Below are 22,841 nucleotides of genomic sequence, written 5' to 3'. Positions count from 1 at the left end.
CCGCCGGACGACGGCCGGGTCCGGTCCCAGGTGCCGGGCTGCCCGTCCTGGTGCACGGCACCTGGCCGTGTCCCGCGCGCGGACGGCGGTCAGGAGCGGGCGGCCCCGGCGGGCACGTCAGTCGCGGTCGGCCTGCTCGGCGCGCGCGGCGTCGCGCTCCTTGATGCGGACCGCTTCCTTGCGGACGTCGGCCTGGGTGGCGCGTTCCTTCTGGAGCCACTCGGGGCTTTCCTGCTTCAGCGCGTCGATCTGCTCGGTCGTGAGCGGCTCCGTGACACCGCCCCGCGCGAGGCCCGCGATGGAGACGCCCAGCTTCGAGGCGACCACCGGCCGGGGGTGCGGGCCGTTGCGGCGCAGCTCCTGCAGCCACTCGGGCGGGTCGGACTGCAGCGTGTTCAGCTCGGCGCGCGAGACGACGCCCTCCTGGAACTCTGCGGGGGTGGCTTCGAGGTACACACCCAGCTTCTTCGCCGCGGTGGCGGGCTTCATCGTCTGGGTGGTCTGGTGCGACGTCATGCTGTCCAGGGTATCGACCATGTGCGGCGCCTCCGACCACGGCCGGTAACCTGGCGGGGTGACAGGCTCGGAAGTACCCCCTTCGTTCCGGCTCGCCTACGTCCCGGGCGTGACCCCGACCAAGTGGGTGCGGATCTGGAACGAGCGGCTGCCGGGGACCCCCCTGACCCTCGTCGGCGTCCCCGCGGCCGAGGCGGCCGCCCTGCTGCGTGACGGCGGCGCCGACGCCGGTTTCGTGCGGCTGCCCGTCGACCGTACGGATCTCAGCGCGATCCCCCTCTACACCGAGACGACGGTCGTCGTGATCCCCAAGGACCACGACGCCTTCGCCGTCGAGGAGATGTCGGTGGCGGACCTCGCCGACGAGATCGTGCTCCATCCCCTGGACGACACCCTCGAATGGGAGCGCCCGCCGGGCCGGCCGGCCTTCGAGCGGCCCGCCACGACCGCGGACGCCGTCGAGCTGGTGGCGGCGGGCGTGGGACTGCTCGTCGTCCCGCAGTCGCTGGCCCGTCTGCACCACCGCAAGGACCTCACCTACCGGCCGCTGACCGGCGCACCGGAGTCGCGGATCGCGCTGTCGTGGCCGGAGGAGAAGACCACCGACCTGGTCGAGGAGTTCATCGGGATCGTCCGGGGGCGGACCGTCAACAGCACCCGGGGCCGCGCCCCGACGCCGCCGCAGCCCAAGGCCAAGCGCGCCGAGAAGAAGAGCGGTGGCGCCAGCAAGCCGGCCGGGGCCAGGACGTCCCGGGGCGGGTCCGGCGGGTCCGGCAAGGCCGCCGGTTCCAAGAACCCCAAGGGCGGCGCCAAGCGCGGGAAGCCCCGCCGTCGGCCGTAGCGGGTGGGGCGCCCCCTACTCGTAGTACTTGGGAGCTACGCGGAGGATGCACTCCTGAGCGGGACGCCGACGACACGGACCGCTCCATAACTTCGGTACCGGATTCAACGAGATCGATCCGGTACGGAAGGACTTCCCATGGCGCCCCGCCCATGGAGCAGCCGCGCACGCCGCGCCCTGCTCACCGCCCTCGTCACCACGTCCGTGGCACTGCCGGTGTCGGGGGCGGCCCGTCCCGCCGCCGTTCCGGCGCCCGCCCCCGCCGTCCTCGCCCCGCTGGGCACGGTGGCGGCCTCCGAGCTGGATGCCAGGTACGCGGCCGGGCGGCGGGAGATCCGGGCTGCACGGGACATGGCCACCCAGCACGGGGACTCCCGGCGGGCCGCCGCGCTCGGGGACATGGCGGGTCCGGGACGGCGCTTCCTGATGTTCGACGGGCGGGACGGCGGGCGCAGCGCCGAGGTCCTCGGTGATCTGTCCCGGGCCCGGCGCATCGCCGTACTGGTGCCGGGTGCGGGCGTCGACCTCGATCACTACGGGCGTTTACGGCAGGGTGCGCAGGCGCTGCTGGGCGAACTGGGCGGCGGGTCGGCCGTCGTCGCCTGGCTCGGCTACCGGACGCCCGCCACGCTGGGCCCGTCGTCCCTGACGGCGGGGCGGGCCGACGAGGCGGCGCCCGGTCTGCGCACGTTCGTGGGGGAACTGACCCAGGCGTCGCCGCGCGCCCGTACGACCGTCCTCTGCCACTCCTACGGTTCCGTGGTCTGCGCCCGGGCCGCGTCCGGGCTCGATGTGGCGGACATCGTGCTGTACGGGAGTCCCGGCACCGGTGCCGGGAGCGCAGCCGGTCTGCACACCCGGGCCACGGTGCGTGCGGGCCTGGGCGGTAACGACTGGATCGCACGGATTCCGCACACGACTCTCCCGCTGCCGTTCGTCACGGTCGGATTCGGGACGGACCCGGTGTCGCCGGAGTTCGGCGCCGAGGTCTTCGACGCGGGCGACGCCGGGCACAGCGACTACCTGAGACGCGGGTCCGTCTCGCTGCGCGGCATCGCCGGCATCGTGGCGGGGACGGCCGGGGGCGACCGTGGGTGACCTCGGGCGCAGCGGCGCGCGTGATCTCGTGCGGCGGATCGACGCGGCGACTCCGCGGGACCGCGACCGCGCGGTCGACGCCCTGCGCGCCTTCGCCATCCTGGGCGTGGTGTGCGGCCACTGGCTGGTGACCGCTCTGGTCGCCGACAGCGGCACGCTGCACGGGGCGAGTCCTCTCCGTCACATGCCCGGGCTCGCACCGGTCTCCTGGGTGTTCCAGACACTGGCCGTCTTCTTCCTGGTCGGCGGCCGGGTGGGCGCGAAGGGGTACACGTCCGCCCGGGCGAGGGGCGAGTCGTACGGGAGCTGGCTGGGAGCCCGGATGGTGCGCCTGTTCCGGCCGGTGGCGGCCGTGACCGTCGTGTGGGCCGTGGCGGCCGGTGTGATGTCGGCCTCGGGGGTGGACGGCGAAACGGTGGGAGCGCTGGGGAAGCTGGTGTGGTCGCCCCTGTGGTTCCTGCTGGTCTTCGCCGGGCTGACGGCCGCGACGCCGCTGGTGGTCCGGCTGCACCCGTTGTGGCCGCTCACCGTCGTCCTGTACGTCGACCTGTTCCGGCTGGGGTCCGACGGCCCCGCCGCCCTCGGCTGGATCAATGTGGCGGCCGGCTGGCTGGTCCCCTACTGCCTGGGGGCGGCCTGGGCGCGGGGCGCGCTGAGCGACCGCCGGACCGGTTGGGTGCTGCTGCTCGGGGGCGCGGCGGCCACGGCCGGGCTGGTGCTGTTCGCCGGCTACCCCGCGTCGATGGTCGGGGTGCCCGGCGGCGCCCTCTCCAACCTCGACCCGCCGACCCTCGCCGCCGTCACCTTCGGCCTCGCCCAGTGCGGTACGGCCCTGCTGGTGCTCGGACGTCTGCGGAGGGTCTTGGCGCGGCCGGCGGTGTGGGCGGCGGTGGCACTGCTGAACCTGTCCGCGATGACCGTGTTCCTGTGGCATCAGACCGCGATGATCGTGGTCACGTCGACCGCCCTCTTCCTGGGCGGCCCGTTGCCCGGTCTGCACACGGTCCCCGACGGTCCCGGCTGGGTGCTCGCACGGCTGGCCTGGCTGCCCGTGTTCGCCCTGGTGCTGCTGGTGCTGCGGTCGGTGTTCGGGGCGTACGAGCAGGGGCGCGGCGGGCGTTCGACGGTCGTGCGGTCGGGTTCCCCCGCACCGGTCCCGGAGTCGCGCCGTGTCTAAGCTGAGGGGCATGACGGGGGCGGGGGCCTGGGGCCGGGTCGTGGGAGTGCTGCGCGGGCTGCCGCACATGCTGCGCGAGGATCTGTGGACCTCGCCCGTCGATCCGGTGCCGCCCGCGGGCACGCCCGGCTCACCGGTCTGGCGGCCCGCGTTCGGACTGCTGCTGACGCTCGGGGCGGCGTTCGTCTCCGTGTGGCACGTGCCCGACCTGGTCCCTCTCGGTGCGGCCGTGCCGGAGTACGTGGTGCTCCTCGTCGTGTGCCAGGCCCTGGCGCTGTTGGCCGGTCTGTGGCGGCCGCTGCACGCCTGGTGGGTCTCGCTGGTCCTGATGATCGTCAGCGTGCGCATCGCCGAGCCCACGACGGCGCCCGGCGACATGTTCCCCTGGTCGGGTCCCGAGATGGCGTTGCAGAGCGGGGCGCTCTTCCTGCTGACGCTGCGGGTCCAGCCGCGCAGGGCCGTCCTCGCGCTCGCGCTGAGCCTGCTGGCGGGACTGGTGTCCAGCGGCTTCACCACCAGGGCCCACAACTACTCCCTGGACGTCGGCGCGTCGGTCGTCATCACGGCCGTGGTGATCGGGGCGGCGCTGCGCGCCCTGAAGGTGGCCCGTGGTCAGCTCGTCGTCCAGTCGGAGCAGACCGAGGAGGAGCGGGCCCGGCGCACCCTCCTGGAGGAGCGCAACCGGATCGCCCGGGAGCTGCACGACGTGGTCGCCCACCACATGTCGGTGATCTCCATCCAGGCCCAGGTGGCCCCTCATCTGGTCGAGAACCCGTCGGTCGAGCTCAGGGAGAACCTCGCCGGCATACGGGAGAACGCCGTGGAGGCGCTGGCCGAGCTGCGCAGGGTCCTCGGTGTGCTGCGGTCGGAGGACGCGGCGGCAGACGGGCTGCGGCACGCCCCGCAGCCCACCCTGGACCGGCTCGACGAGTTGGTCGGCACGGTGCGGGGCGCCGGCGTCGCCGTCACGAGGGAGACGACGGGCACGCCCAGGCCTCTCCCTCCGGGCGTGGAGCTCTCGGCGTTCCGCATCGTGCAGGAAGCGCTCAGCAACGTCATGCGGCACGCCCCCGGAGCGAGCGCCCGGGTGGAGGTCGGCTACCACTCCACCGCCGTCACGGTCCGGGTCACCAACTCCGCCCCCGACCGGGCACCGGTGCCGGCGGGCGGGGTCGGGCACGGGCTGCTCGGCATGCGGGAACGCGTCACCATGCTGGGCGGCGATCTCACCCACGGACGCACCCCCGGCGGGGGTTACGAAGTCGTGGCGACGCTCACCCTGGAGGACCCCGCATGACCATCCGCGTGCTCATCGCCGACGACCAGATGATGGTGCGTCAGGGCTTCACCGTGCTGCTGGACGCCGAGCCCGGCATCGAGGTCGTCGGCCAGGCGGTGGACGGCCTGGACGCGCTGGCCAAGGCGGCCGAGCTCACCCCCGACGTCGTGCTGATGGACATACGGATGCCCCGGCTCGGCGGCATCGACGCCACCCGGCGGCTCATCGAGGCACCCGGCACCACCGTCCGGGTCCTCGTGCTGACCACCTTCGACCTCGACGAGTACGTCTACGAGGCGCTGCGCGCGGGCGCCTCCGGGTTCCTGCTGAAGGACGCCTCCGCCGCCGAACTCGCGCAGGCCGTGCGGGTGGTGGCGGCGGGGGACGCGCTGCTCGCCCCGAACATCACGAAGCGGCTGATCGCCGAGTTCTCCCGGGTCAGCTCCGGCCCGCGCGCCCCCAGCAGGGAGCGCGTCGGCGATCTCACCGAACGCGAGACCGAGGTGCTCTCGCTGATCGCACAGGGCCTGTCGAACGCGGAGATCGCGGTGCGCCTGGTGGTGGCGGAGCAGACCGTGAAGACCCATGTGAGCCGGATCCTGGTGAAGCTGGGCCTGCGCGACCGGACGCAGGCCGCGGTGTTCGCGTACGAGTCGGGGCTGGTGCGCCCGGCCGGCTACTGACCGCCGCTCACAGGGCGCCGTACACCGCGTCGACCAGCGCCATCTTGCGCGGGTCGTCGGCGATGTGCGGGCCCATGCGGTTCATGACGTAGCCGAGGGCGATGCCGGCCTCCGGGTCGGCGAGGCCGCAGGAGCCGCCCGCACCGTCATGGCCGACGGCGCGCGGATTGGGGCCGTACGAGCCGTTGGCGCCGCTCAGCCAGAGGCCGAGTCCCAGCTCGGTCTCGTGGGCGAAGCCCGCCCCCAGCACCAGGTCCCGGCAGCTGCCCTGTCCCTCGCGGACCCGCTCGGCGGCCTCCTCGGACAGGATCCGGCTGCCGTCGAGGCTGCCGCGCCCGGCGAGGATGCCGTAGAGGGCGGCGACCGCGCGGGCTGTGCCGTGGCCGTTGGCGGCGGGGATCTCGGCGGCCCGCCACTCCGGGGTGTTGGCGGCCGCGGTGCCCGTGACCGGGTTGAGCAGCGAGGCGACGGCCACCGGCTCCATCCGGGCGAAGAGGGCGGCCTGTTCGCGGGAGACGTCCTTGGGCTGGACCAGTTCGGCGACCCGGCCCGCGTCCTTCTCCGGGAGGCCCACCGTGAAGTCGATCCCGAGCGGTCCGGTGACCTCCTGGCGCAGGAACTCCCCGGGCAGCAGTCCGGTGATCCTGCGGACGACCTCGCCGACCAGGAAGCCGTAGGAGATCGCGTGGTACCCCGAGCGGGTGCCCGGCTCCCACCAGGGCTCGGTGGCGGCGAGGCGGGCGGTGGTCAGCTCCCAGTCGTAGAGCTCGGCCAGGGTGTGCGGGTCACGCAGACCGGAGACGCCCGAGCGGTGCGAGAGCAGGTGGCGGACACGCACGGACTCCTTGCCCCCGGCGGCGAATTCGGGCCAGTACGCGGCGACCGGGGCGTCCAGGTCGAGAAGTCCTCGGTCGGCGAGGATGTGGGCGCAGAGCGCAGTCGGGCCCTTCGTCGTGGACCAGACGTTGACGACGGTGTCCCGCTCCCACGGCCGGGTCCGCGCCCCGTCGGCCCAGCCGCCCCAGAGATCCACCACCGGGCGCCCGTCGAGCAGGACGGTGACCGCCGCGCCCACCTCGTCGCGCTCGGCGAAGTTCGCCGCGAACGCGTCACGTACCGCGGCGAACCGGTCGTCGCAGTGACCTTGGATGTGCGGCACGGGCTCTCTCCTCGTCTCGGTGCCACGCACCATACCGACTGGTCGGACTGGCGGGAAGGCACCGTACGCCCGTTCCTTCGACCGGGTGATCCGGTCAACGGGGCACGGCTTCGAGACTGAGGCTCCACCGGCCGGGCAGTCCGGTGATCGTCACGGCGGAGAGCGGGCGGACGTCGACGTTCCAGTACGTCGACGGCGGGGCCTTGAGGGCGTAGACCAGGGCCGCACGGACGACGGCGGGTTCGGCGACGGCGACGAGGGCGCCGTCCTGGACCGGCCTGGTGTCGAGCCAGCCGCCGACCCGGGTGATGAAGGCGAGCAGGGATTCGCCGCCGTGCGGTGCGGAGCGCGGATCGGCGAGCCAGGCGTCCACACCGGCCGGTTCGCGTGCGGCGACCTCGGAGAGGGTCAGCCCCCGCCAGCGGCCCATGTCGCAGTCGCGCAGCGCGGGCTGGACGAGCGGGGCGAAGCCGAGGGCGTCACCGGTGGCGCGGCTGCGGGGCGTCGGTGAGCAGTAGCGCAGTTCGGCGGCGCCGAGCCGGACGAGGGTGTGGGCGGCGAGCTGCACCTCGCGCCAGCCCTCGTGGTCGAGCGGCCGGTCGTCGTCGAAACGCTCGGCGAGAAGGGCGGAGCTGCGTGCTGCGGCGACCAGGGACACCCGAACACTCATGGGCGCGATCGTGGGGCCGGCCGCCCCGCCGGTCAAGAGGGCGGGACGGAAAGCGCGTTGACCGGGTCTCAGCCCACCTGGAGGGACATCCACATGCCCGGCTCGGGGAGTGGCGTGAAACCGAGCTTCGCGTACACCCCGTGGGCGTCCTCGGTTGCCAGCAGGAACCTGCGTACGCCGAGCGGGGCCAGCTCGTCCCGCACCGTGCTGACGAGCCGGGTGCCGAGGCCGTGACCGCGGGCCGCGTGGTCCACGTACACGTCGCATATCCACGCGAAGGAGGCGTGGTCGGTCACCACGCGGGCGTAGGCGGCCTGTCCGCCCGAACTCCGTTCGTACGCACCGAAGTTGCGCGAGCCGGCGATCATGCGTTCCTGGTGCTCCCGGGTTCGCCCGAGGGCCCAGTAGGCATCCGTGGACAGCCAGCGGTGGACTCGGGCCACGTCCAGTCGCGTGGGGTCGTCGGAGATCTCGTAGTGCCGCTCGGCGGTGTCGTCGTCGTTCACCCGCGGAGGCTATCGCCCGGCGCGGGCAGCTCGTCCAGCGCTGCGCGCAGCCTGCGCACCCCCTCGGCGATCTCGGCGGCGCCCGACACGGCCGCGAAGCTCAGCCTCACGTGTGCGGCGGGCGGTTCGGCACAGTGGTACGGGCGGCCGGGTGCGACGGCCACCCCGGCCCGCAGGGCGGCGGCGACGAGGGCGGGTTCGCCCGCCACCGGGCCGGGGAGCCTGAGCCAGATGCTGCCGCCGCCCGACGGCACGTGCGGCAGGGCGAGTTCGGGGAGCGTGGTGCGCACCGCCGCCGTCATCGCGGTGCGCCGGCCGCCGAGCTCGGCGGCCACGGTACGGAGATGACGCTCCCAGGACGGGGAGCCGACGAGTTCGAGTGCGGCCTCCTGGACGGGGCGCGGGACGAAGAAGCTGTCGACGACCTGGATGGCGCGCAGCCGTTCCAGGACGGGCCCCCGGGCGGCCAGGGCCCCGACACGGAGGCTCGGTGACGTGATCTTGGTGAGGGAGCGCACATGGACGACGACACCGTCCGGGTCGTGGGCCGCGAGCGGCTCGGGCAGCGGGCCGGCGTCCGCGTGGACGAGACGGCGGGCGAAGTCGTCCTCGACGACGAAGGCTCCCGCTTCCCGGGCGGCCCGCACGATCCGTGCGCGCCGGTCCGCGGCGAGGACCACCCCGGTCGGGTTCTGGAAGAGCGGCTGACAGACGAAGACCCTGGCCCCGGTGGCGCGGAAGGCTGCCTCCAGCAGGTCGGGCCGGACCCCGTCGGCGTCGACCGGCACGGGGACCGGCCGCAGCCCCGTGGCACGGGCGGCGGCCAGCATGCCCGGGTAGGTGGGCGATTCGACGAGGACGGGGGCTCCCGGCGGGGCGAGTGCGCGCAGCGCGGTGGCCAGCGCGCTCTGGCCGCCCGCTGTGATCAGAACGTCGGACCCGGTGAGCGTGCCGCCGATCTCGCGGGCGAACCAGGCGCGCAGCTCTCCCAGCCCGTCGGTGGGCGGCCTCCCCCACGCCCCCGGCCGGCGCCCGGCCCGGGCCAGGGCGGCGGCCATGGCCCGCTCGGGCTGGAGGCCGGGATGGAGGTAGCCGCCGTTGAACTCGATCACCCCGGGGGGCGGTGCGGCGAGGGTGACCAGGACACCGGAGGCGTCGACGGTGCGCGGCACGACCTCGGGGCCGCCGCCCCCGCTGAGCGAGACCTCCTGCCACGAGGTGTCGCCCGGCGCCGGGGCGGCGCCGGCCGTCTCGGCCCGGAAGGCTCCGGAGCCGGGCCGGGTGACGACCAGGCCTTCGGAGACGAGCTGCGAGACGGCCCGGGAGACCGTGACCGGGCTGACCCTGAAACGCTCGACGAGCGCGCGACTCGACGGCAGCTTCTCACCTGCCGAGTAGCGGTTGAGCTCACCCCTCAGAGAACTCACCAGTTCGGACACGCTGCTACGCTCATGCATGACAGCGAAGAATAGCGCTATCGGCCAACCCGCAATAGCAGTCGACGCCCCGCCCTCGGTGGCACGCCGCGGCCCCGGGAGCGGCGTCGTCCTCGCCGGGCTCGGCGTGCTCGCCTTCTCCCTGACCTTCCCCTCGACCGTGTGGGGCCTGGAGAGCTTCGGCCCCTGGTCCCTGGTCGCGCTGCGCGGCGTGCTCGCCGCGCTGATCGCCGGTTGCGCCCTGCTCGCGGGCCGGGTACCGGTGCCGGAGCGCCGCCACTGGGCAGGCCTGGCGGTCGTCGCCGGTGGCGTGGTGGTGGGCTTCCCCTTGCTGACCTCGCTGGCCCTCCAGACCTCCACGAGCTCGCACGCGGCCGTCGTGGTCGGGCTGCTGCCGCTGACGACCGCGCTCCTCTCGGCTCTGCGCACCGGCTCGCGCCCGCCGCGCGCCTTCTGGGCCGCCGCACTGACGGGGGCGGCCGTCGTGATGGCCTTCACGGTCCAGCAGAGCGGCGGGGAGGTCTCGGGCGGTGATCTGTACCTCTTCGGAGCCCTGCTGGTCTGCGCGGCGGGATACACCGAGGGCGGCAGGCTGGCCGGAGCGATGCCCGGCTGGCAGGTGATCGGCTGGGCCCTGGTCCTCGCCCTGCCGCTCGCGGTGGCCGGCGCGGTGGTGGCGCTGCCCTTGGAGCCGGTGCACCTCACGGCGCACGGGATCGTCGGGCTGGTCTGGGTGGCCGCCGGATCGACCTTCCTCGGGCTCTACGTCTGGTACCGGGGCATGGCGGAGATCGGAGTCCCGCGGGCCAGTCAGCTCCAGCTGGCGCAGCCGCTGCTCACCCTGGTCTGGTCGTTCCTCGTGCTCGGCGAGGAGGTGTCCGGGGCGGCCCCGGCGGCGGCCGTGGCCGTCCTGGTGTGCATCGCGGTCACCCAGCGCGCGGGGAGCCGGGTCTCCCGCCGTACGAGAGCCGACACGCCCGTACGGTCATAGACTTGTCGACATGGACCGCCACCCGTGAGGAGGTCACTCCCGATGGAGGCACACGCGGGCGACCGGCTGCTGACGCACGGCAGGACCGTGGGTCAGCACGACCGGGTCGCAGAGATCATCGAGGTGCTCGGCGACGGGGGCAGTCCCCCGTACCGTCTGCGCTTCGAGGACGGGCACGAGTCGATCAGGTCCCCGGGCCCCGACAGCGTCGTCCAGCACACCGCCCCCGAGGAACGGGAACGATAGAGCGCGCGTACGCCGGGGGCACGAGTGGTCCCCGGCGTACGCGTCCCGCTTCCGCCGGACCGGGAGAGACCCGGCGGGTCACCGGCCCTCAGCGAGGCGCACGGGCGCGCACCTGGTAGTGGTCGGCGACCACCCGGGCCATGGCGCCGACGGGGTCGGCCTTGACCTGCTTCGCCGAGAAGTAGACGTGGCCTCCCACTTCCGGGTGGCCGGCGGCGAGGTCGAGGTGCCGGGAGAGTTCGGCCGGGTCCTGCCAGGCGGCGGGCTGGGCCGGGTCGCCCGCCTTGTACAGGGCTTCCCCGACGTAGAGGCCGACGCCGGTTCCCCGGACCGCCGCGGCCCACCAGGACACGAGCTTCGCGTAGTCGGCCGCCGCGAAGCCGATGTGCCAGTAGACCTGCGGACAGATGTAGTCGATCCACCCCTCCTTCACCCACTTGCGGGTGTCGGCGTGCAGGTCGTCGTAGGTCTGCACACCGGCGGCGGTGTCGGAGCCGAGCGGGTCGGTGGAGGCGTTGCGCCACACCGCGAAGGGGCTGATCCCGAGACGGACGCCGCTCCTGACCTCCTTGATCCGCTCGGCCGTCTCGCGCACCAGCCGGTCGGTGTTGTCCCGGCGCCAGGCCGCCTTGCTCGCGAAGTCCTGGCCGTACCTCTCGTACGCGTCGTCGTCGTCGAAGACCTGGCCCGCCACCGGATACGGGTAGAAGTAGTCGTCCCAGTGCACCGCGTCGACGGGGTAACGGCTCACCGCGTCGAGCATCGCGTCCTGGACGAACTTCCGGACCTCCGGCAGGCCCGGGTTGTAGTACAGCTTCCCGCCGTACGGCAGGACCCAGTCCGGGTGCAGCCGCGCGGGGTGGGAGGCCACCAGACGGGACGGGTCGGTGTGGTTCGCGACCCGGTACGGGTTGAACCATGCGTGCAGCTCCAGACCGCGCGCGTGCGCCTCGGTGACCGCCGTGCCCAGCGGGTCCCAGCCCGGGTCCTTCCCCTGTACGCCGGTGAGGCACTGGGCCCACGGCTCGTACGACGAGGGCCACAGGGCGTCGGCGCCGGGCCGGACCTGGAGGACCACGGCGTTCAGCCGGAGTGCGACCGCACGGTCCAGGTGGGCGATCAGCTCCGCCTTCTGCGCCGCGGCGCTCAGCCCCGGCGCCGACGGCCAGTCCAGGTTGGCGACCGTGGCGACCCACACCCCGCGCATCTCGCCCCCGTCCGCCCTGCCGCCCCGGTGCGGCCGCGGGAGGGGCATGCGTGCCGCGACGGCATCACCCGCCGTCATCATCGCGGCGACCACGCCCGCCGCGCCCAACACCAACGACCTCCGGCCCGTACGACGCATCTGTATACCTTTCGTTTCCCGATTCCCATGTGTCACGTCGGCAGTGCGTGACACAGATCATGTCCGCCCCCGGACCGCACGACCCGCAGCTCCGGTGAACCGGATCGCGGAGTAACGTCGTGGGGTCGAGGCGGGCACCGGAATCAAACGGGAACTGCCGCACGAAGATCAGCGAAAGGCACGAGGTGACGGACTCTATGGCCGACATTGCACGCGTCGGAGTGGTCGGCTGTGGCCAAATGGGCGCAGGCATCGCGGAGGTGTGTGCCCGCAGCGGCCTCGAGGTCAAGGTGGCCGAGACCACCGGCGAGGCTCTGGAGATAGGGCGTACCCGGCTGCACAACTCCCTCTCCAAGGCCGCCGAACGCGGCAAGATCACCGTGGAGGAGCGCGACGAGACCCTCGCCCGCCTCAGCTTCACCACCGACCTCGGCGAGTTCGCCGACCGCGATCTGGTGATCGAGGCCGTCGTCGAGAACGAGCAGGTCAAGACCGAGATCTTCCAGGTGCTCGACCAGGTCGTGACGCGGCCGGACGCGATCCTCGCCTCGAACACCTCCTCCATCCCGCTGGTGAAGCTGGCCGTCGCGACCTCCCGGCCCGACCAGGTCATCGGAATCCACTTCTTCAACCCGGCCCCGGTGCAGCGCCTCGTCGAGCTGATCCCGGCGCTGACGACGTCCGACGAGACCATAAAGCGCGCCGAAGCAGTCGTGCAGAACGTCCTGGACAAGCACGCGATCCGCGCCCAGGACCGTTCGGGCTTCGTCGTGAACGCCCTGCTGATCCCGTACCTGCTCTCGGCGATCCGGATGTTCGAGTCGGGCATCGCCAGCCGCGAGGACATCGACAACGGCATGGAGATGGGCTGCGCGCACCCGATGGGCCCGCTCAAGCTCGCCGACCTGATCGGCCTGGACACGGTCGCCTCGGTCGCAGACTCCATGTACGCGGAGTACAAGGAGCCCCTGTACGCCGCTCCCCCGCTGCTCCAGCGGATGGTCGACGCGGGCCGGCTCGGCCGCAAGACGGGCTCGGGCTTCTACCCGTACGACTGACCGCCCGCCTGCGGGCCCGGCGCTCACGCCGCCGGGCCCGCAGGGGCGAAATCAGCTTCCCTCTCGTCGTCGCCACGGCCGCCTCCGCCGTGGTCGCAGGTGATCTCCTCGCCCACCGCACCGGCCAACTCCTCGGCACACGTCTGCGTACCGGTCGTATCGGACGCCGTGTTCCGCCCGTTGCCCGGCGGCAGGCGGAGCGGCTGATGGACCGGCACGGAGGCCGGGCCATCTTCGTCGCCCGCTTCCTGCCCGGGGTCCGGACCCTCGCCCCCCACTTCGCGGGGCCACCCGTCTGTCCTGCCGCCGTATCGCCCCCTACAGCGTCACCCGGCAAGATCATGAAGCGCATCCCGCGTCTGCCACCCCGGCGGGCCTGCGCCGCCGGGACGAGGCTCTGTGGTCGGCAGGCAGCCGGCACTGACCGGAAACTGTGGCCCGGCGAGCGTTCCGGGAGCGTCCGCTCAGTCGAGGACATGCCGCAGATAGGAATGCGGGTCAGCGAGGTAACGGCGCCAGTGATCGACCAGAGCGAGGTCGCTCCAGGCCACGCGACGCATACCGTGCTCGCCGATCTCCACGATGTCGGCACCGGGGAGAGCGGTCAGGAGCGGCGAGTGGGTGGCACAGATGACCTGACCACCGTTCTTCACCAGTTGCTCGACATGACCGAGCAGTTCCAGGCACGAGGAGAACGACAGCGCGGCCTCCGGCTCGTCCATCACATACAGCCCCGGCTGGAAGAACTTTCCCCGGAACGCCGCAAGGAAGCCCTCGCCGTGGCTGACGGAATCAGGCGCGAAACCCTCCCGGTCCAGGGCGTCCAGTGCGGTCTCGGCGCGCAGGAAGAACCCCTTACGGGCTGACCAACTGCCCATCATGCGCCGCCCGTACGCAGTCGCGTCGAGGCGGATCCGCTCACCCAGCACCGACTTGGGCCGATGACTCGCGTAACGCCAGTCATGCGAACCACCCCAGGAATCCAGACCGAAGCCCTCGGCGACGGCCTCCACCAGAGTCGACTTCCCCGTTCCGTTCTCGCCGACGAGGAACGTCACCGGCGCGGTGATCCGCAGCCCGTCGTCCAGCAGTTGGCTCACACAGGGCAAGGACCACGGCCACTCGGACCGGTCGTGCGAGGCCCTATCTGCGTACACACGTTCGATGATCATAGGGCGAGTCTCTCAGGGCGCCCGGAAGCGTTCTCGTGAACACGGCGACGCGTGGCCGGCCTCTCCTTTCCTGGGGCCACAGCGGGCGGACGGTGAGGATCTGCCGGGTGGCGTCTCCGGGCGCCAGGAGCCAGGTGCGGGCCCGCACCACGGGGCGGCCCGCGATGAGGGCTACGACTTCGAGCAGTTCCATGGTGCGGCCGGGGCGGATCGTCTCTCCCCGTACCGGTTCGGGCTTCCACCCGTACGACCGACCGCCGTCCGCGGGCCCGGCGCTCACGCCGCCGGGCCCGGCGGGGTCCGTACTCGAGGTCAGGGCCGCGTGCGGCCCCGACTCCCGCGAGCGTGCTCGCGAACGATGTCGCCGTCGCCCATCGTGCTGGAGCGGCAGGCAGGGATGCCGTCGCCGACCGTCCGGCCGACCCGGCGGTCGCGCCCGGGGGCATGTTCAGCCCTGATCCTCGACGATGCTCTTCAGCACGCTCGTCGCTCCCATGCCGTTGGGCCAGCCGGAGTAGAACGCCAAGTGCAGAAGGGCCTCCCGCAGCTCCTCGTCGGTGACGCCGTTCCGGCGGGCGAAGCCGAGGTGGAACTGCAGCTGGTCCATCTTCCCCAGCGCGGTCAGAGCGGAGATGGTGACGAGGCTCCTGTCCCGCTTGGACAGGCCCTCACGCTCCCAGACCTCGTCGAAGAGGACCCTGTCGGTGTAATGGACCATCCCCGGGGCGAAGCCGCCGAAGGCATCCTTCCCGCCGGTCCATCCGGTGCCTGTGTTCTCAGCCATGATCTCTCCCTACCTGCGTCGACGTCCGTCGGTCGCTCTCCGAAGGTGCGACACCAATGACATCGCCGCACCTGCGGAGCGAGGAAGTCCCCGGTGAGGGACGTACTGACAGGGCATCCCTCGCAGGGGCTCCGCGCCGTAGCGTGGAACGCATGGACGCCAGGAGCGAAGCACGGGAGTCCCTCATGTCCCGTGGAGCGAACCTCGCTCCCGGGCGGGCCCGTCTGACGGTCTCCGGACACCGGACACCGCAGCGTGGCTCGCCGGCCTCGACTGCCTTGCCCAGCGGTCCGGCGTCGGCGGCGGTCGCCACAACACCGAGCACCTGGCCTACGTCGACCGCCAGGGATGCCGCGCAGCCTGGCCGGCTGGAGCGATGGCACCGCTGCCGCACCCGCACCCGGGGGTGCACCGGAACAGAAGGAAAGAACGAAATGACTGTCCACGGATTCGAACAGATCTTCCCGCTCGGAGAGAGGAACGACGCCTTCGCGCAGTACTTCACCGGCCAGAGTTACCTGGCTCCGCTCGCCTCGGGGAGCGTGCCCGTCAGCAACGTCTCCTTCGAGCCGGGCTGCCGCAACAACTGGCACATCCACCACGGGACGGGCGGCGGCGGTGACCAGATCCTGCTGTGCACGGCCGGCAGCGGCTGGTACCAGGCCGAGGGCGAGAAGCCCGTCAGCATGGAGCCCGGAACGGTGGTCCGTGTTCCGGCGGGCACGAAGCACTGGCACGGCGCGAAGGCCGACTCGTGGTTCTCCCACGTCGCTTTCATCACCCCTGGCGAAGGGGTCAGCAACGAATGGCTCGAGCCCGTCACCGACAAGGCGTACGGCGAGCTGCCCGAGAACGGAGCGAACGCATGACCATCCTGAACGAGACCTACACGCTGTCCAACGGCGTCGGAATCCCCAAGCTGGGGCTCGGCACCTGGTTCATCGACGACGACCAGGCGGCCGAGGCGGTCCGCGCAGCCGTGGAGATCGGCTACCGCAACATCGACACCGCACAGGCCTACGGCAATGAGCGCGGCGTCGGTGAGGGTGTGCGCACGGCCGGCGTGCCCCGCGACCAGCTGTTCGTCTCGACCAAACTCGCGGCGGAGATCAAGGACTACGACCGGGCGGTCGACGCGATCGACGAGTCACTGGAGAAACTCGGGACCGAGTACATCGACCTGATGCTCATCCACAGCCCGCAGCCGTGGAACGACTTCCGCGGCGGCGACTACGCCGAGGGCAACCGCGACGCTTGGCGCGCGCTGGAAGAGGCGCTGCAGGCCGACAGGATCCGCTCCATCGGGGTGTCCAACTTCCAGCAGCAGGACATCGAGAACATCCTGCGGGGCGCGACCGTCGTGCCGCACGTGAACCAGCTGCTCGTCCACGCCGGCAACACCCCCTCGGCGCTCCTGGACTACTGCGAGGGCAGGCAGATCCTCGTCGAGGCCTACTCGCCCATCGCGCACGGAGCGATCCTGCAGAACGCCGAGGTCCAGGCGATGGCAGAGAAGTACGGCGTATCCGTCCCGCAGCTGTGCATCCGCTACACCCTGCAACTGGGCACGGTCTCGCTGCCCAAGACAGCGAATCCCGAACACATGCGCTCCAACGCCGAGGTCGACTTCGAGATCTCCCGGCAGGACATGGAAGCCCTGCGAGGCCTGCGCGACGTGGACTACGGCGAACACAGCGAGTTCCCCGTCTACAGCGGTAAGTGAGTCCGGACGAGTGCCGGTCGGCGGCGGACGGCCATCCCCCGCCTCCGCGGCGGGCGGGCCGGGCAACTCGCCCGGCCCGTCCGCCGCGGAGCGACGAGCCCTCACCCCAGATGCATGTGATGCAGCATCAGCAGACCGGCCGCCATGTTCGCCGCCGGTACCTCACCGCGCGCTATCATGTCCGGCACGAGCTTGAGCGGGACCCACTCGCGGCGCGAGGACTCGAAGTCGTCCGCGGGATGACCGGTGTACGTCGCCTCCCTGGACCAGAAGAGGTGGTGCCGGGCGTCGACCAGTCCGTTGGCCGGTTCCACGGTCATCAGGGGACGCAGTGCGCCGGGACGCCAGCCCGTCTCCTCCTCCATCTCCCGTGCCGCCGCGGCGGCGATGTCCTCGCCGTCCTCGACCACGCCCGCCGCGAGTTCCCAGCCCCAGCTGTCGGTGATGAACCGGTGCCGCCACAGGAGCAGCACCTCGTTGGCCTCGTTGACGACGGTGGCCGCGGCGACGGCCCGGAGCCGGATGAGGAAGTGGTCCAGATGGCGGCCGTCGGGGAGGACGACGTCCGCCAGATTGACCCGGAACCAGCGATTCTCATACACGGTCTGTTCGTTTAAGTTCGTCCACTGCACAGTTCTGCCACCTTCCGACTGGTCGATGGCAATATCGGAGCAGGGTCGGCGCCACAGGGGAACGCGTGAAGGCTCCTGGGACGAGGCTCACAGGGGCACGCGCAGCGCCCCCTCGATGAGCCCGGCCGCCGCTTCGGCGTCGGCACTGCCGCTCGCGGCCAGATGCTCCCGCACGGAGCGCAGCCGGTCCCGGAGCCGCTGGGACTCCATCCCGCGGGCGCGTTCCGCCATCTCCGAAGCCGTGCGGGCCGCTCTGTCCGCCTCTCCCTGGAGCAGTTCGACGCGGGTCAGCGTGGCGAGCCGGTGCACGGTCCCGCGATCGTGCGCCGGGGCGCGTACGGCCGCCGCCGCGTGCTCCCTGGCACCGGCGAGGTCCCCGAGACTCAGCAGCGCCTCTGCGACCTGGATGTTGACGAGTCCGGGCTGGACGTACCCGGTCTCGTCCGGCTCGGCCCCGCTGCCGATCCGGCCGGCCTCGGTCTCGGCGCGGCCGATGCACTCCAGGGCGCCCCGGTGGTCACCGAGTTCCGCGTAGGCCTTCGCCTGCATCGCGTGGAGGTCGGTGGCCAGCGCCGGGGTGATGTGCGGGCCTGCCGCTCTCAGTGCCGCCTCGGCGAAGGCCACGGACCGGCGGAACTCGGCCAGGTGCAGCGACTGGTTGACCAGCAGGGCGATCACGTAGGCGCCGAGCCCGCGGTCCCCGCCGGCCTTGGCCAGGCGCAGGGCCTGGTGGAAATAGCGCTGGGCGAGCCCATGGGCGTCGGAGTCGTAGGCGCAGATGCCCGCGACGGCCACCAGACCGGCGGCCGCACGGTGGAGCCGGCGGCCCGTGGCGTCGCTGTACCGGCCGCGCAGGAGCGGGGCCGTCTCGGCGTTGAGGAAGCCGACGATGCGCGACTTCGTCGCGATGCCGCCGGCCTTGCGGTACATCTGCTCGTAGTGGGCGCGGGCCGCGCGGAGCATCGCTATGTCGGCCATGCTCACGCTGGGCGGTCCGGGGCGGGAGACATCGGCGTCCTCGGGAGGGTTCTCCCACTCCCAGACCGGCATCACGGCCGTGGTGCCGGAGACGGCGGGCGTGGTGGCGAGGTGCGGGCGCTGCTGCTCGTCCGATCGCCACAGGGCGGTCGCGTGCTCGACGAACCCGGAGAGACCCGTGCCTCGGGGCGCCGTGTGCGTCCCGGTGACGCCCATGCCGATGTCGTCCAGCGCGACGGGCCGGTCCAGCCGGCGGGCGAGGACTTCACAGATCAGGTCCGGGACCTGACCGCGCGGGCGCTGGCCCTTGAGCCAGCGGGCCACGGCGGTGTGCTCGTAGCGCAGGCACAGCCCGCGGGCACGGCCGGCCTGGTTGACATGACCGGCGAGCCCCGCGCGGGACACACCCGCCTCGCCGATCAGGGATTCGAGCAGGACGTTGGGCTCCATTGCCCCCCCATGTGCGTGTCGCAATGAGCCTAGTGGAGCACGATTCACACGGGGTGTGAACGGAATGCCCGAACCGTCCTGCTGTGCGCTCTGTCGCGCCGGTACGCCGCTCGCTTGAATAAGTGCCTCGCAAGAGGCGGCCGGGTCGTCGGCTCCCCCTCGTACAGTTCGACGACCCGCCCCGCGCCGTTCGTCCTGCCGGCCTGCCCGACACTCCGTGGCAGGGCGGGCGGCGCCGGATCGCACGGCCCGCTGTCCCGATGGCAGCGGTGACCGTCCGCGGTCCCTCGGCCGTCCCGCGAGAACAGGAGGGGCGTATCCGGTGGCCGGATACGCCCCTCCTCACTGCCTTCGGTGGCTACGCGCCGCGCAGCACCGCGCCGGTGCGCTCGCCGGCCAGGGCGACCGCGGTGTCGCGGGCCGCGGAGGCCTCCTCCACGGTCAGCGTGCGGTCCGGGGCACGGAACCGCAGCGCGTACGCCAGGGACTTCTTGCCCTCGCCGATCTGCTCACCGGTGAAGACGTCGAACAGCCGCAGCGATTCGAGCAGCTCTCCGGCACCCTCGCGGAGCGCCTTCTCCACGGCGTCGGAGGGCACACCCGAGTCGACGACGAGTGCGACGTCCTGGGTGGCCACCGGGAAGGTGGAGATGCGGGGCGCCTGGAGCGCGCCGTCGACGGCCTGCTCCAGGACGTCGAGCTCGACCTCCATGGCGCAGGTCCGCTCGGGCAGGTGGAGCTCCTTGACGACGCGCGGGTGCAGTTCGCCCGCGTGTCCGAAGAGGGTCTCCACGCCGTCGACGGTGACGTACAGCGCGGCGCAGCGGCCGGGGTGCCACGGTGCGTGCCTGTCGGCGCGGACCGTGACCTCGACGCCCGCCTCGCGGGCGATGACGCGCGCCGCCTCGACGGAGTCCGCCCAGTCGGAGGGACGGCCCTTGCCCCACCAGCCGGCCTGCTCGCGGGCACCAGCGAGGACGACGGCGGCGCGGCGCGGCTGACGCGGGAGCGCAGCGTCCAGACCGGCGATCTCCTCGTCGGTGGGACGGCGGTCGACGGGCAGCCGTACGGCTTCGGTCTCCTCACCGGTGGGCCTGAAGACCAGCCCTGTCTCGAAGAGCGCCAGGTCGTGGCTGCCCCGGCCGTCGTTGCGCCGCAGTGCGCCGAGCAGGCCCGGCAGCAGCGTGGTGCGCAGCGCGGGCTCCTCGTCGGAGATCGGGTTGACGAGGGTGACCGTGCGGCGTCGCGCGTCGTCCTTCTCCAGACCGAGCTGGTCCAGGACGGCGTCACCGATGAACGGGTAGCTGAGCGCCTCCACGTAACCGGAGCCGGCCAGCGCCCGGCCGACGCGGCGGTGCAGCCGCTGGCGGTCGGTGAGTCCGCGTCCGGACGGCGGCGTCGGCAGGGTGGACGGGAGGTTCTCGTAACCCTCCAGCCGGATGACCTCTTCGGCCAGGTCGTTCGGCTCGGCGAGGTCGGGGCGCCAGGACGGCACCGTGACGATCAGCTCGTCCTGCCCGTAGACGTCGCAGCCGACCTGCTGGAGTCGGCGTACGACGGTCTCGCGGCCGTACGCGACACCGGCCACCCGGTCGGGGTGGTTCGCCGGCATCGCGATGGTGCGGGGTGCGGACGGGGCGGTGATCTCCGTGACGCCGGCCTCGGCCGTGCCGCCCGCGAGGAGGACCAGCAGGTCGACCGTGCGCTGCGCGGCAGCGGCGGCGGCCTGCGGGTCGACGCCGCGCTCGAAGCGCTTGGACGCCTCCGAGCTCAGCTTGTGGCGGCGCGCGGTCCGGGCGATGGCGATCGCGTCGAAGTGCGCGGCCTCGATGACGACCTCGGTGGTCCCCGCGCTCTCGGCCGCGTCGGCGATCTCGGTGTCGGCGCCGCCCATGACACCCGCGAGGCCGATCGGCCCGCGGTCGTCGGTGATGACCAGGTCCTGGGCGTCCAGGACGCGCTTGGCACCGTCGAGCGTGGTGAGCTTCTCGCCCTGCTGGGCGCGGCGCACACCGATCGGGCCCTGGACGCGGGTGCGGTCGTAGGCGTGGAGCGGCTGCCCGAGCTCGAGCATCACGTAGTTGGTGATGTCCACGGCCAGCGAGACCGTGCGCATACCGGCCTTCTGCAGCCTGCGCTGCATCCAGATCGGGGAGCGTGCCTCGGGCTGCAGGCCCGTGACCGTGCGCGCGGTGAAGTTGCCGCACCCGATCGGGTCGGACACCTTCACGGGGTAGCCGTGCGCGTTGGGCGGGGGCACGTCCAGGAGCGCCGGGTCGCGCAGCGGCAGCCCGTACGCGATGGCGGTCTCGCGGGCGACCCCGCGCATCGAGAGGCAGTAGCCGCGGTCCGGGGTCACGGCGATGTCGAGGACCTCGTCGACGAGCTCCAGGAGCTCGATCGCGTCGGTGCCGGGCTCGTACTCGGGCGGCAGCACGATGATGCCGTGCGTGCCGTCGTCGCCCATGCCGAGCTCGTCGGTGGAGCAGATCATGCCGTGCGAGGTCTTGCCGTACGTCTTGCGCGCGGCGATCGCGAAGTCACCGGGCAGCACGGCGCCCGGGAGGACCACGACGACCTTGTCGCCGACGGCGAAGTTGCTGGCGCCGCAGACGATCTCCTGCGGTTCGCCGGTGCCGTTGGCGGTGCCGACGTCGACGGTGCAGAAGCGGATGGGCTTCTTGAAGCCCTCCAGCTCCTCGATGGTCAGGACCTGTCCGACGACCAGCGGGCCCTTGAGCCCGGCGCCGGTCTGCTCGACGGTCTCGACCTCGAGGCCGACGGAGACGAGCTTGGCCTGTACGTCGCGGCCGGTCTCCGTCGCCGGCAGGTCGACGTATTCCCGCAGCCAGGAAAGCGGGACGCGCATCAGATCTCCATCCCGAACGGCCGGGTGAACCGGACGTCACCCTCGACCATGTCTCGCATGTCCTCTACGTTGTGGCGGAACATCAGCATCCGCTCGATGCCGAACCCGAAGGCGAATCCGCTGTACTTCTCGGGGTCCACACCGCAGGCGACGAGCACCTTCGGGTTGACCATGCCGCAGCCGCCGAGCTCGATCCAGCCCTCGCTGCCGCAGGTGCGGCAGGGGCGGTCCGGGTTGCCGACGGACTCGCCGCGGCAGACGTAGCAGACCATGTCCATCTCGGCGGACGGCTCGGTGAACGGGAAGAAGTTCGGCCGCAGCCGGGTCTTCATGTCCGGGCCGAAGAGCGCCTGGACCATGTGGTCGAGGGTGCCCTTGAGGTCGGCCATGGTGAGGCCCTCGTCGACCGCGAGCAGCTCGATCTGGTGGAAGACCGGGGTGTGCGTGGCGTCGAGCTCGTCGGTGCGGTAGACCCTGCCGGGGCAGACCACGTAGACGGGGGGCTTGCGGCTGAGCAGCGAACGGGCCTGGACGGGCGAAGTGTGCGTACGCAGCACGACACCGGACTCGTCGCCCTCGGTCGGCTTCCCGTCGGGCCTGGTGCCCTGGACGAAGAAGGTGTCCTGCATCTGCCGCGCCGGGTGGTCCGGGACGAAGTTCAGGGCGTCGAAGTTGAACCACTCCGCCTCGACCTCGGGCCCCTCGGCGATTTCGTAGCCCATGGCGACGAAGACGTCGGCGACGCGCTCCATGATGGTCGTCAGGGGGTGGCGCGCGCCGGCCGGGGTGCGGTCGTAGGGCAGGGTGACGTCCACCGCCTCCTCGACCAGCACCCGGGCGTCACGCTCGGCCTCCAGCTCGGTCTGGCGGGCGGCCAGCGCCTTGGAGACGGCGCCGCGGGCCTGGCCCACGCGCTTGCCCGCCTCGGCCTTGGCCTGCGGCGGCAGGGCGCCGATCTCGCGGTTGGCGAGCGACAGGGGCGAGGTACCGCCGGTGTGCGCGGTCTTCGCCTGGGCGAGCGCGTCGAGGTCGCCGGCGGCGGCGAAGGCGGCGAACGCCTCGTCCCGCATGCGCTCGATCTCTTCCGGTTTCAGTGCCTCGACCTCGACTGGGTCGTACGACTTGTTCGGTGCCGACATCTCTTCCCGTGCTTCCGATTGGCTGGTGGCGACCATGGTTCGACGACTGAGGACGCAAAGGTGCCAAAAGTCGAGTCTACGGGCCGCCG

23 protein-coding genes and 1 pseudogene are annotated in these 22,841 nt (G+C 72.3%); 10 read left to right on the top strand and 14 right to left on the bottom strand.

Features of this window, described 5'->3' with window-relative positions; all coding sequences use genetic code 11:
- Nucleotides 1–117 precede the first annotated feature (117 nt).
- Nucleotides 118–537, bottom strand: a complete 420-nt coding sequence (locus LWJ43_RS27555) for a DUF5997 family protein (RefSeq protein ID WP_277334886.1) — start codon at nucleotides 535–537, stop codon at nucleotides 118–120.
- A gap of 37 nt (nucleotides 538–574) precedes the next feature.
- Between LWJ43_RS27555 and LWJ43_RS27550 the strand changes: the two genes are divergently transcribed.
- The 5 genes from LWJ43_RS27550 to LWJ43_RS27530 all read left to right on the top strand — a co-directional run bounded on the left by LWJ43_RS27550 (nucleotide 575) and on the right by LWJ43_RS27530 (nucleotide 5,594).
- Nucleotides 575–1,357, top strand: coding sequence for a LysR family substrate-binding domain-containing protein (locus LWJ43_RS27550; RefSeq protein ID WP_277334885.1), 783 nt, complete (start codon nucleotides 575–577; stop codon nucleotides 1,355–1,357).
- A gap of 138 nt (nucleotides 1,358–1,495) precedes the next feature.
- Nucleotides 1,496–2,455 (top strand): alpha/beta hydrolase, encoded by a 960-nt coding sequence (locus tag LWJ43_RS27545; protein ID WP_277334884.1) that lies wholly within the window; start codon nucleotides 1,496–1,498, stop codon nucleotides 2,453–2,455.
- A complete protein-coding gene (locus LWJ43_RS27540) occupies nucleotides 2,448–3,632 on the top strand; it encodes an acyltransferase family protein (protein WP_277334883.1) in 1,185 nt (394 codons plus the stop codon). Before LWJ43_RS27545 ends, LWJ43_RS27540 begins: the two co-directional genes overlap by 8 nt.
- A 10-nt stretch (nucleotides 3,633–3,642) precedes the next feature.
- Nucleotides 3,643–4,929 (top strand): sensor histidine kinase, encoded by a 1,287-nt coding sequence (locus tag LWJ43_RS27535; RefSeq protein ID WP_277334882.1) that lies wholly within the window; start codon nucleotides 3,643–3,645, stop codon nucleotides 4,927–4,929.
- On the top strand, nucleotides 4,926–5,594 hold the full coding sequence (locus LWJ43_RS27530) for a response regulator (protein WP_277334881.1): 669 nt from the start codon (nucleotides 4,926–4,928) through the stop codon (nucleotides 5,592–5,594). Before LWJ43_RS27535 ends, LWJ43_RS27530 begins: the two co-directional genes overlap by 4 nt.
- Nucleotides 5,595–5,601: 7 nt before the next feature.
- Here LWJ43_RS27530 and LWJ43_RS27525 read toward each other — a convergent pair whose 3' ends face one another.
- The 4 genes from LWJ43_RS27525 to LWJ43_RS27510 all read right to left on the bottom strand — a co-directional run bounded on the left by LWJ43_RS27525 (nucleotide 5,602) and on the right by LWJ43_RS27510 (nucleotide 9,386).
- A complete protein-coding gene (locus LWJ43_RS27525; protein ID WP_277334880.1) occupies nucleotides 5,602–6,786 on the bottom strand; it encodes a serine hydrolase domain-containing protein in 1,185 nt (394 codons plus the stop codon).
- 61 nt (nucleotides 6,787–6,847) lie between these two features.
- Nucleotides 6,848–7,423 carry a histidine phosphatase family protein gene (locus LWJ43_RS27520; RefSeq protein ID WP_277334879.1) on the bottom strand — a complete coding sequence of 192 codons (576 nt, stop codon included), beginning with the start codon at nucleotides 7,421–7,423 and terminating at the stop codon, nucleotides 6,848–6,850.
- A 68-nt stretch (nucleotides 7,424–7,491) separates the two neighbouring features.
- Nucleotides 7,492–7,929 (bottom strand): GNAT family N-acetyltransferase, encoded by a 438-nt coding sequence (locus tag LWJ43_RS27515; RefSeq protein ID WP_277334878.1) that lies wholly within the window; start codon nucleotides 7,927–7,929, stop codon nucleotides 7,492–7,494.
- A complete protein-coding gene (locus tag LWJ43_RS27510) occupies nucleotides 7,926–9,386 on the bottom strand; it encodes an aminotransferase-like domain-containing protein (protein WP_277334877.1) in 1,461 nt (486 codons plus the stop codon). Before LWJ43_RS27510 ends, LWJ43_RS27515 begins: the two co-directional genes overlap by 4 nt.
- Between LWJ43_RS27510 and LWJ43_RS27505 the strand changes: the two genes are divergently transcribed.
- A complete protein-coding gene (locus tag LWJ43_RS27505; protein WP_277334876.1) occupies nucleotides 9,385–10,356 on the top strand; it encodes a DMT family transporter in 972 nt (323 codons plus the stop codon). The genes LWJ43_RS27510 and LWJ43_RS27505 overlap by 2 nt on opposite strands.
- A gap of 42 nt (nucleotides 10,357–10,398) precedes the next feature.
- Nucleotides 10,399–10,602: a DUF1918 domain-containing protein gene (locus LWJ43_RS27500; RefSeq protein WP_277334875.1), complete on the top strand. Its 204-nt coding sequence runs from the start codon at nucleotides 10,399–10,401 to the stop codon at nucleotides 10,600–10,602.
- 88 nt (nucleotides 10,603–10,690) lie between these two features.
- On the opposite strand, the gene LWJ43_RS27495 is transcribed toward LWJ43_RS27500, so the two are convergent.
- On the bottom strand, nucleotides 10,691–11,947 hold the full coding sequence (locus LWJ43_RS27495) for a glycoside hydrolase family 10 protein (protein ID WP_277334874.1): 1,257 nt from the start codon (nucleotides 11,945–11,947) through the stop codon (nucleotides 10,691–10,693).
- 197 nt (nucleotides 11,948–12,144) lie between these two features.
- On the opposite strand from LWJ43_RS27495, the gene LWJ43_RS27490 reads away from it, so the two are divergent.
- Nucleotides 12,145–13,005 carry a 3-hydroxybutyryl-CoA dehydrogenase gene (locus LWJ43_RS27490; protein ID WP_030124246.1) on the top strand — a complete coding sequence of 287 codons (861 nt, stop codon included), beginning with the start codon at nucleotides 12,145–12,147 and terminating at the stop codon, nucleotides 13,003–13,005.
- 23 nt (nucleotides 13,006–13,028) lie between these two features.
- Here the strand turns inward: LWJ43_RS27490 and LWJ43_RS32930 are convergent, their stop codons facing one another.
- The 4 genes and pseudogenes from LWJ43_RS32930 to LWJ43_RS27470 form a co-directional block, all read right to left on the bottom strand.
- Entirely contained in the window at nucleotides 13,029–13,223 is a 195-nt protein-coding gene (locus LWJ43_RS32930; RefSeq protein WP_346771998.1) for a hypothetical protein, read from the bottom strand.
- Nucleotides 13,224–13,469: 246 nt separating this feature from the next.
- Complete coding sequence (locus LWJ43_RS27480) at nucleotides 13,470–14,177, bottom strand: AAA family ATPase (RefSeq protein ID WP_277334873.1); 708 nt, start codon at nucleotides 14,175–14,177, stop codon at nucleotides 13,470–13,472.
- Between the two features lie 106 nt (nucleotides 14,178–14,283).
- A pseudogene (locus LWJ43_RS27475) lies at nucleotides 14,284–14,403 on the bottom strand (thioesterase family protein); the annotation flags it as partial.
- Between the two features lie 222 nt (nucleotides 14,404–14,625).
- Nucleotides 14,626–14,961: a carboxymuconolactone decarboxylase family protein gene (locus tag LWJ43_RS27470; RefSeq protein WP_277334872.1), complete on the bottom strand. Its 336-nt coding sequence runs from the start codon at nucleotides 14,959–14,961 to the stop codon at nucleotides 14,626–14,628.
- A gap of 434 nt (nucleotides 14,962–15,395) precedes the next feature.
- Here LWJ43_RS27470 and LWJ43_RS27465 point away from each other — a divergent pair, with 434 nt between their 5' ends.
- Together LWJ43_RS27465 and LWJ43_RS27460 are read left to right on the top strand one after the other, a co-directional pair.
- Complete coding sequence (locus tag LWJ43_RS27465; RefSeq protein WP_277334871.1) at nucleotides 15,396–15,830, top strand: cupin domain-containing protein; 435 nt, start codon at nucleotides 15,396–15,398, stop codon at nucleotides 15,828–15,830.
- Entirely contained in the window at nucleotides 15,827–16,684 is an 858-nt protein-coding gene (locus tag LWJ43_RS27460; RefSeq protein ID WP_277334870.1) for an aldo/keto reductase, read from the top strand. The genes LWJ43_RS27465 and LWJ43_RS27460 overlap by 4 nt, the downstream gene beginning before the upstream one ends.
- 101 nt (nucleotides 16,685–16,785) lie before the next feature.
- Here LWJ43_RS27460 and LWJ43_RS27455 read toward each other — a convergent pair whose 3' ends face one another.
- From LWJ43_RS27455 to pheS, 4 genes are all read right to left on the bottom strand, one after another.
- Complete coding sequence (locus LWJ43_RS27455) at nucleotides 16,786–17,316, bottom strand: NUDIX domain-containing protein (RefSeq protein WP_277334869.1); 531 nt, start codon at nucleotides 17,314–17,316, stop codon at nucleotides 16,786–16,788.
- A gap of 87 nt (nucleotides 17,317–17,403) precedes the next feature.
- Complete coding sequence (locus LWJ43_RS27450) at nucleotides 17,404–18,744, bottom strand: transcriptional regulator (protein ID WP_277334868.1); 1,341 nt, start codon at nucleotides 18,742–18,744, stop codon at nucleotides 17,404–17,406.
- Between the two features lie 358 nt (nucleotides 18,745–19,102).
- The gene (gene pheT / locus LWJ43_RS27445) at nucleotides 19,103–21,613 is read right to left on the bottom strand and encodes a phenylalanine--tRNA ligase subunit beta (protein WP_277334867.1); all 2,511 of its coding nucleotides are present in this window, start codon (nucleotides 21,611–21,613) and stop codon (nucleotides 19,103–19,105) included.
- Nucleotides 21,613–22,752: a phenylalanine--tRNA ligase subunit alpha gene (pheS, locus tag LWJ43_RS27440; RefSeq protein WP_277334866.1), complete on the bottom strand. Its 1,140-nt coding sequence runs from the start codon at nucleotides 22,750–22,752 to the stop codon at nucleotides 21,613–21,615. The genes pheT and pheS overlap by 1 nt, the downstream gene beginning before the upstream one ends.
- Nucleotides 22,753–22,841: the final 89 nt, after the last annotated feature.

The sequence above is a fragment of the Streptomyces sp. JH34 genome, assembly GCF_029428875.1.
Taxonomy (GTDB): domain Bacteria; phylum Actinomycetota; class Actinomycetes; order Streptomycetales; family Streptomycetaceae; genus Streptomyces.
Note: the sequence above shows the minus strand (reverse complement) of the source record. Positions and strands in the feature narration are given on the sequence as shown.

What these genes read in the sequence shown, in the direction of transcription:
- LWJ43_RS27510 (WP_277334877.1), bottom strand. Translation starts at nt 9,386, where the DNA reads ATGCATGAGCGTAGCAGCGTGTCCGAACTGGTGAGTTCTCTGAGGGGT.
- LWJ43_RS27535 (WP_277334882.1), top strand. Translation starts at nt 3,643, where the DNA reads ATGACGGGGGCGGGGGCCTGGGGCCGGGTCGTGGGAGTGCTGCGCGGG.
- LWJ43_RS27500 (WP_277334875.1), top strand. Translation starts at nt 10,399, where the DNA reads ATGGAGGCACACGCGGGCGACCGGCTGCTGACGCACGGCAGGACCGTG.
- LWJ43_RS27525 (WP_277334880.1), bottom strand. Translation starts at nt 6,786, where the DNA reads ATGGTGCGTGGCACCGAGACGAGGAGAGAGCCCGTGCCGCACATCCAA.
- LWJ43_RS27465 (WP_277334871.1), top strand. Translation starts at nt 15,396, where the DNA reads ATGACTGTCCACGGATTCGAACAGATCTTCCCGCTCGGAGAGAGGAAC.
- LWJ43_RS27490 (WP_030124246.1), top strand. Translation starts at nt 12,145, where the DNA reads ATGGCCGACATTGCACGCGTCGGAGTGGTCGGCTGTGGCCAAATGGGC.
- LWJ43_RS27530 (WP_277334881.1), top strand. Translation starts at nt 4,926, where the DNA reads ATGACCATCCGCGTGCTCATCGCCGACGACCAGATGATGGTGCGTCAG.
- LWJ43_RS27450 (WP_277334868.1), bottom strand. Translation starts at nt 18,744, where the DNA reads ATGGAGCCCAACGTCCTGCTCGAATCCCTGATCGGCGAGGCGGGTGTG.
- LWJ43_RS27495 (WP_277334874.1), bottom strand. Translation starts at nt 11,947, where the DNA reads ATGCGTCGTACGGGCCGGAGGTCGTTGGTGTTGGGCGCGGCGGGCGTG.
- pheT (WP_277334867.1), bottom strand. Translation starts at nt 21,613, where the DNA reads ATGCGCGTCCCGCTTTCCTGGCTGCGGGAATACGTCGACCTGCCGGCG.
- LWJ43_RS27460 (WP_277334870.1), top strand. Translation starts at nt 15,827, where the DNA reads ATGACCATCCTGAACGAGACCTACACGCTGTCCAACGGCGTCGGAATC.
- LWJ43_RS27545 (WP_277334884.1), top strand. Translation starts at nt 1,496, where the DNA reads ATGGCGCCCCGCCCATGGAGCAGCCGCGCACGCCGCGCCCTGCTCACC.
- LWJ43_RS27555 (WP_277334886.1), bottom strand. Translation starts at nt 537, where the DNA reads ATGGTCGATACCCTGGACAGCATGACGTCGCACCAGACCACCCAGACG.
- LWJ43_RS27520 (WP_277334879.1), bottom strand. Translation starts at nt 7,423, where the DNA reads ATGAGTGTTCGGGTGTCCCTGGTCGCCGCAGCACGCAGCTCCGCCCTT.
- pheS (WP_277334866.1), bottom strand. Translation starts at nt 22,752, where the DNA reads ATGTCGGCACCGAACAAGTCGTACGACCCAGTCGAGGTCGAGGCACTG.
- LWJ43_RS27470 (WP_277334872.1), bottom strand. Translation starts at nt 14,961, where the DNA reads ATGGCTGAGAACACAGGCACCGGATGGACCGGCGGGAAGGATGCCTTC.
- LWJ43_RS27480 (WP_277334873.1), bottom strand. Translation starts at nt 14,177, where the DNA reads ATGATCATCGAACGTGTGTACGCAGATAGGGCCTCGCACGACCGGTCC.
- LWJ43_RS27505 (WP_277334876.1), top strand. Translation starts at nt 9,385, where the DNA reads ATGACAGCGAAGAATAGCGCTATCGGCCAACCCGCAATAGCAGTCGAC.